This window comes from Thermostichus vulcanus str. 'Rupite' (genome assembly GCF_022848905.1).
Classification (GTDB): Bacteria; Cyanobacteriota; Cyanobacteriia; order Thermostichales; family Thermostichaceae; genus Thermostichus; species Thermostichus vulcanus_A.
The window spans coordinates 1-6225 of record NZ_JAFIRA010000080.1; the positions used below are offsets into that span (position 1 = coordinate 1).

The 6225-nt window shown below is 57.2% G+C and carries 6 protein-coding genes and 1 pseudogene; 5 read left to right on the plus strand and 2 right to left on the minus strand.

The features are described 5' to 3' along the window. The 5 genes and pseudogenes from uvrA to JX360_RS16850 all read left to right on the plus strand — a co-directional run. Window positions 1–1481 (plus strand): excinuclease ABC subunit UvrA (gene uvrA / locus JX360_RS16830; RefSeq protein WP_244353261.1); only part of this gene is annotated, 1481 nt, incomplete at its 5' end. Window positions 1482–1845: 364 nt separating this feature from the next. Next, window positions 1846–2166: pseudogene (locus tag JX360_RS18150) on the plus strand (zinc ribbon domain-containing protein); the annotation flags it as partial. Next, complete coding sequence (locus JX360_RS16840) at window positions 2163–3827, plus strand: ABC transporter ATP-binding protein (protein ID WP_244353263.1); 1665 nt, start codon at window positions 2163–2165, stop codon at window positions 3825–3827. The pseudogene JX360_RS18150 and the gene JX360_RS16840, both read left to right, overlap by 4 nt. A 147-nt stretch (window positions 3828–3974) precedes the next feature. Then, on the plus strand, window positions 3975–4532 hold the full coding sequence (locus JX360_RS16845) for an ECF transporter S component (protein WP_244353272.1): 558 nt from the start codon (window positions 3975–3977) through the stop codon (window positions 4530–4532). Next, window positions 4532–5389 (plus strand): energy-coupling factor transporter transmembrane component T family protein, encoded by an 858-nt coding sequence (locus JX360_RS16850; RefSeq protein WP_244353273.1) that lies wholly within the window; start codon window positions 4532–4534, stop codon window positions 5387–5389. Before JX360_RS16845 ends, JX360_RS16850 begins: the two co-directional genes overlap by 1 nt. A gap of 75 nt (window positions 5390–5464) precedes the next feature. On the opposite strand, the gene JX360_RS16855 is transcribed toward JX360_RS16850, so the two are convergent. Further along, window positions 5465–5746 (minus strand): chaperone modulator CbpM, encoded by a 282-nt coding sequence (locus JX360_RS16855; RefSeq protein WP_244353274.1) that lies wholly within the window; start codon window positions 5744–5746, stop codon window positions 5465–5467. Then, window positions 5743–6225 (minus strand): J domain-containing protein (locus tag JX360_RS16860; RefSeq protein ID WP_279611595.1); only part of this gene is annotated, 483 nt, incomplete at its 5' end. The genes JX360_RS16860 and JX360_RS16855, both read right to left, overlap by 4 nt.

A 6225-nucleotide genomic window follows, 5' to 3' on the forward strand; every position in this document is an offset into this window, starting at 1 on the left:
TGCGGGAGATCAAGGCCCGGTTGCAGTTTTTGGTGGATGTGGGCCTCGATTACCTGACGTTAGCCCGTCCGGCCATGACCCTTTCCGGCGGGGAAGCCCAACGGATCCGGCTGGCCACCCAAATCGGCTCCGGTCTAACCGGCGTACTCTACGTCTTGGATGAACCCTCCATCGGCCTGCACCAGCGGGATAACGAACGGCTGCTCAATACCCTCTTCCGCCTGCGGGATCTGGATAACACCTTGATCGTGGTGGAACACGATGAAGAAACGATCCGGGCGGCGGATCACATTGTGGATATTGGCCCAGGGGCAGGGATCCACGGCGGCGAAGTGGTGGTGCAGGGATCCCTGGCGGATGTGATGGCCTCAGAACGCTCCATCACCGGGGCTTACCTCTCGGGGCGAGTGCAGATTCCTACCCCAGCGCAGCGGCGAGCTGGCAAAGCGGTTTCCCTGAAACTCACCGATGCCCACAAAAACAACCTCAAGCACATCGATGTGGAGATCCCCCTGGGTAAATTGGTGTGTGTAACAGGAGTCTCCGGCTCGGGTAAATCCACCCTGATCAATGAATTGCTTTACCCTGCCCTGCAACACCATCTGGGCCAGAAGGTGCCCAAACCGGCGGAAATGGGGGAACTCAAGGGCATCGAACACATCGACAAAGTGATTGTTATTGATCAATCCCCCATTGGCCGCACCCCCCGTTCCAACCCCGCCACCTATACCGGCCTGTTCGACCCGATCCGCCAAACCTTCGCCCAAACCCTGGATGCCAAGGCCAAAGGCTATCAATCCGGGCACTTTTCCTTCAATGTCAAGGGGGGGCGCTGCGAAGCCTGTAAAGGGCAGGGGGTGAACGTCATTGAAATGAATTTCCTGCCGGATGTGTATGTGACCTGCGATGTCTGTGGGGGTACCCGCTACAGCCGCGAGACCCTGCAGGTGAAGTACAAGGGCAAAAACATCGCGGACGTGCTGAACATGACCGTCGGAGAGGGGGTAGACTTTTTCAGTGCTCTGCCGCCGGCGGCGAAGATCCTGCAAACTCTAGCGGATGTAGGTCTGGACTACATCAAGCTGGGCCAACCGGCTCCCACCCTCTCCGGGGGAGAAGCACAACGGGTGAAACTGGCCTCAGAACTGGCCCGCCGCTCCACCGGTAAAACCCTCTATCTGCTGGATGAACCCTCGACAGGCTTGTCTTTTTACGATGTGCATAAGCTCTTGAATGTGATGCAACGGCTGGTGGATACCGGCAACACGGTGCTGGTGATCGAGCACAATTTGGATATCCTGCGCTGTGCCGATTGGATTATTGATCTGGGGCCAGAAGGGGGCAACCGTGGTGGACAGATCATCGCGGTGGGCACCCCGGAAGCCGTAGCGGAATGGCCGGGATCCCATACGGGGCGCTATCTCAAGCAGGTGTTGCAACAGCACCCTGCGGGTTCAGTGCCATCCTCTCCACCACCATGAACGTTGAAGTGCCCACAGCGACTGGATTGTGTTGCCCGTTAAGTGCGGGATCCTCCTGTATAAAATTTTTGAGTGGCGTGATTTGTGGATCCGTTCCGAGGGTTCCAATAGCTAGGGATCCGGAATCGAGGCACTTTTTTAGCTGGTCGGCGGGAAGCCCTGCGCTCTCCCGTGCGTCAGGATGAGAGCCAGGGGTGCTGAGGAGGTTGTACGATGCCCCCGTACGGTGCCCAAGTTAAGGGGATCTTGCCACCCCCTGCAAAGCCTCTTAAAGCCTATTAAGAGCAAGCACGGGCGTCAGTTAATTCCGTACCCTCAAAACGTCCAGCTGGAAGATGCCAAGCTGATGCTGCCCAAGGTCGGAAGTGTCACACTGCTGCCGCTCGAAAAAATGGGCCCAGATGTTCGCTCATTGGAATGCCCTCATTGCGGGCAGAGGCATGACAGGGACGTGAACGCTGCTATCAATATCCGTAACAAAGGCTTACGGCTTTTGGCGTTGGGAACCGGCGCTACTCAACCCCAAACTCACCTGTGCTCTCCCCCAGCAAAGGTTTTTTCGTATGTTTTTTCGTATAAGGTCACACCTTTTTCCCCGGCATTCCTGAGTAAGTTGTCAGGTATCATCCAAGGTGTGTCGGGATCCCCTGCACCCCTCTTGTGCCCTGTGAGCCTGTTGGAATGAGCCATGATCCGGTTCTAGTGGTGGAGGGTCTCTCCTTCCGGTATCACTCCCGACCCGAGCCGGCCCTGCGCGATATTTCTCTGACCCTCAAACGCGGTGAAATCCTGCTGGTGGCTGGATCCAGTGGCTGTGGCAAAACCACCTTGGCCCGCTGCATCAACGGCCTTATCCCCCGCAGCTACGGAGGCGACCGCAAGGGCAACGTCTGGGTGAATGGACAGGAGGTGGCGCAGCTTTCCCTGATACAGGTGGCCCAGACCATTGGCACCCTGCTGCAGGATCCCGAGCGACAGATTGTTGCAAGCAACGTCTTCAGCGAAATCGCCTTTGGACCCGAAAACTTAGGTTTGCCCCGTTCAGACATTGTTGAGCGCATTCGTAGGGTGGCCTGTCAGCTCAAGATCGAGCATCTGCTATCTCGACAAACCTTTCAACTGTCGGGGGGTGAAAAGCAAAAAGTGGCTCTGGCGGGCCTATTGGTAATGCAGCCGACCCTCCTGTTGCTGGATGAACCCCTGGCCAGCTTAGATCCGGCTTCTGCTGCTGAGGTCTTGGGGATCCTGCGGCAACTGGCAGATGAAGGGGTAGCCATTCTACTGGTGGAGCATCGCGTCGAGGATGCCCTGATGTTGGCCCCCGACCAGCTTATGTATATGGAAGCGGGCCGCGTCGAGTATTTGGGATCCGCCGAGCGGTTTTCCCACTATGCCGACTATCACAAGGTCAAACTGCCCGCTAGCTGGGTGGTGCAACAGGTGAAAGCCAACGGGATCCCGCAACCTCCAACTTTGCCACCCCCCGCCTTACCCCAGCAGGAGGTGTTACTGGCCTTCGAGCAAGTCAACTTTGCCTACGAGTCCGACTCACCCCAGATTCTGTTTGATATCAATCTCACAATCCGACGGGGGGAGCAAATCGCCATCCTTGGCCCCAATGGGGCGGGCAAATCCACCCTGATCAAACATGCAGTAGGGTTGCTTAAACCCCGCAGTGGTCGGGTTTTGGTGAAGGGGCAGGACACCCGCTCCCTTAGTGTGGCAGAGGTGGCCCGCACCGTGGGCTACGTGTTTCAAAGCCCCACCCACATGCTCTTTGCCGAGACAGTAACGCAGGAGCTGGCCTTTGGCCCTAGCAACCTGGGCTTTTCTCCAGATGCGCTGCGCCAGAGCGTGACCGCCAGCAGCCATACCCTGAACCTGACCGGGCTGGAAAACTATTCTCCCCTAGCTCTGTCATTTGGCCAGCAAAAACGCACCACCATCGCCTCGGTGCTGGCTATGCGATCTCAGATCTTGGTAATGGACGAGCCCACAGCCGGACAGGATTTTGCCAACTACACTCGATTTATGGATGCCCTGTTGGGATCCCGAGCGAGCCAAGCCTCGCTAGCCTCCAGCCATTTTGCTGCCACCTTGTTCATTACCCACGACATTGACCTGGCCCTGACCTATGCCAATCGGGTGCTGCTATTTGCCGAGGGTCGCATTCAGGCGGATGGATCCCCACTTGAGATCTCCCAGGATTTGGACACGCTGCAGCGCTGTCGGTTACGGCCCAGCTCCTTGCTCCAGCTCAACCTGGATCTGTGGCCCCGCACGGGATCCTTCTTAACGGCGGAGGCACTGGCTGCCTATGTGGACGAAACCCCATTCGGAGGTTGACCCAATGGCCAAACCCAAGCCGGATAGTTCCCAAACAGGGCTGAACTTAAGGCCGTCACGTTTGTCATTTTGTTGGTTATTTTTGTTGGTTATTTGGTTGCTGATCTGGATGGTTTGTTCCCTTTATCCACACTAGGAGAGTTGATTATGACCGCACTCAATTCCCCCCAGCTCTGGAGTTTTGGCACCCGCCAGGTGGTCTACAGCGCCATCGGGGCTGCTCTGTACGGTGCCTTTTCCTTGCTGACTAACTTGGTGCCCCTGCCCGCTGCTGGCAACATCACCTTTCGACCTGCCGTGGCGGTGTTGATTTTCTTTGGTCTTGCCTTTGGCCCTTGGGTGGGGTTCCTCTCGGGCCTGATCGGCAACACCCTGGGGGATATGCTGACGGGTTGGGGCTTCTTCTGGAATTGGAGCGTGGGGAATGGACTGATGGGGATGATCCCAGGGCTGGCCATGCTGATGATCACCGACTATCGCAACCGGGCCCAGATCTTCATGGCCATCGGCTGGGGCATCTTGGGGGTGGCCGTGGGGATGCTATTTGCCTCGCTGGTGGAAATTTTAGTCAGTGGTATCACAATTAACACAGCTCTGGTAGGTTACTTTACCCCGGCCTTTTTGGGCAACCTCGTGGTCACGGTGGTGCTGCTGCCGGTGTTGATGGTGGCCTTTGCGGCGGTAAAAACCCAGCGAGGTCGCTGATGCTGGTGTCCTGGAAATATCGACCTCGCTCGACGGTCATCCAGCGACTGGATCCCCGGGCCCGACTCATCTACCTAGCCTGTGTCATCGCCAGCCTAACGCTACTGGGCATCTGGGATCTGCGGCTGATTCTGCCTCTGTTTCTCTTTAATCTCAGTCTCTACAGCATGGCCCGTATCGAATGGCAGGATATCGGGCGGGCCTGGCTCTTTATTCTGGTTTTGCTGGTGGGCATCGTCGGGTTAAATGTGCTGGTGGGAGGGCGAGGGGGGCCGGCCTCTGTGCTAGAAGATACCTCAGACCCGATTGTTTCAATTCCCCTCGGTTGGTACACCCTACAGATCACAGCCGTTCGGCTGTTTTTTGCCGTCACTCAGCTTTTTCGGATGCTATCGATGGCCATTCTGGCCTTGATGATGCCCTATACCTTCGATCCCAACCTCTACGGGGTGGCCTTCCGCTGCCTGGGGGCTTCTGACAAAGTCGCCTTTACCATGGATCTGGCGTTGCGGTTTTTGCCCAGCTTTGCCCGTGACCTCAGCACGGTGGTAGATGCCCAACGAGCGAGAGGCTATGAGGTAGACAACCTCAAGGGCGGGATCCCGGCCCGGTTGTTGCGGCTAGCGCCTTTGCTGGTGCCAGTGACGATGCGCTCCATCCTGACGGGAGAGGAGGTAATCGACGCGATGGAGCTGCGGGCATTTGGGGTGGCGCCCCGCACTTGGCTGACCCAACTGCGGTTCACGACTCAAGACGATGTGCTGATGGGGATCGGCCTTGGGTTGATTGGACTATTCGGGATCCTGCGGTTTGGCTTTGGCCTCGGGGGGTTTTGGATGCCAGAGGGTCTGCGCTAGCGCCCCCTGAGCAAAAGTTGCTAGAGCATCTATCACTGATGTGGCTAGATCGCGGGATCCTCAATCCCAGAGAACTTAAAAGCCTCGGTAAACCCGCAACTGAGCTTTCAGTTGAGCAATCTCCTGGGCCATATCTAGCACCATAGCTGCACCTGTCCAGTTGAGGCCCAAGTCCCGATGTAGTCTTTGCATTTGCATCAGCCGCCGCAGTTGTTGTGGAGCGAGGCATTGGCTCTCTAACTCAATGAATCCCTGCTCGACCAGCCATTCCAATAAATGTAGGGGCAATTGGGCGGCTTCGGTGGCTTGCTCTAGGGTGTAGAGCCGCTTTTCCACTCGCACAATCGCTAAGCTCATAGACGCACCTCCTGTAGTGAACGACGGGGATCCCATTGCCGCTGCTGACGCAGCTTTTCGTAGAGTTCCCGCTCTTGGGGGGTGAGTGCTTTCGGGCTAACTACCTTGAGGCGTACCCGCAGATGGCTGCGCTGACCTTTGGGATCCCGCCAACCTTGCCCCCGCAGCCGCAGAATCTGGCCGCTCTCGACCCCAGGTGGAATCTTGAGCTGAACTTTGCCTGTGGGGGTGGGGATCTCAACAGTGGCCCCCAACACTGCTTCATCGGGGGCGATCGGAACTTCACAAAGGAGGTCATCCCCCTCGAACTGAAAGAAGGGATGAGGCGGAAGCTCCAGATTGAGATAGAGATCGCCCCTTTGCTGACCGCCAAAGGGACTCACCTGCCCCTTGCCCTTGACCCGAATGCGACTGCCCTGCTTAGCTCCGGGCGGGATGCGAATGGTGATGGTTTCACCATTGAGATTCAGCCGCTTTTG

Coding starts and splice junctions, on each gene's coding strand:
- JX360_RS16840 (WP_244353263.1), top strand. CDS start 2,163: ATGAGCCATGATCCGGTTCTAGTGGTGGAGGGTCTCTCCTTCCGGTAT.
- JX360_RS16845 (WP_244353272.1), top strand. CDS start 3,975: ATGACCGCACTCAATTCCCCCCAGCTCTGGAGTTTTGGCACCCGCCAG.
- JX360_RS16850 (WP_244353273.1), top strand. CDS start 4,532: ATGCTGGTGTCCTGGAAATATCGACCTCGCTCGACGGTCATCCAGCGA.
- JX360_RS16855 (WP_244353274.1), bottom strand. CDS start 5,746: ATGAGCTTAGCGATTGTGCGAGTGGAAAAGCGGCTCTACACCCTAGAG.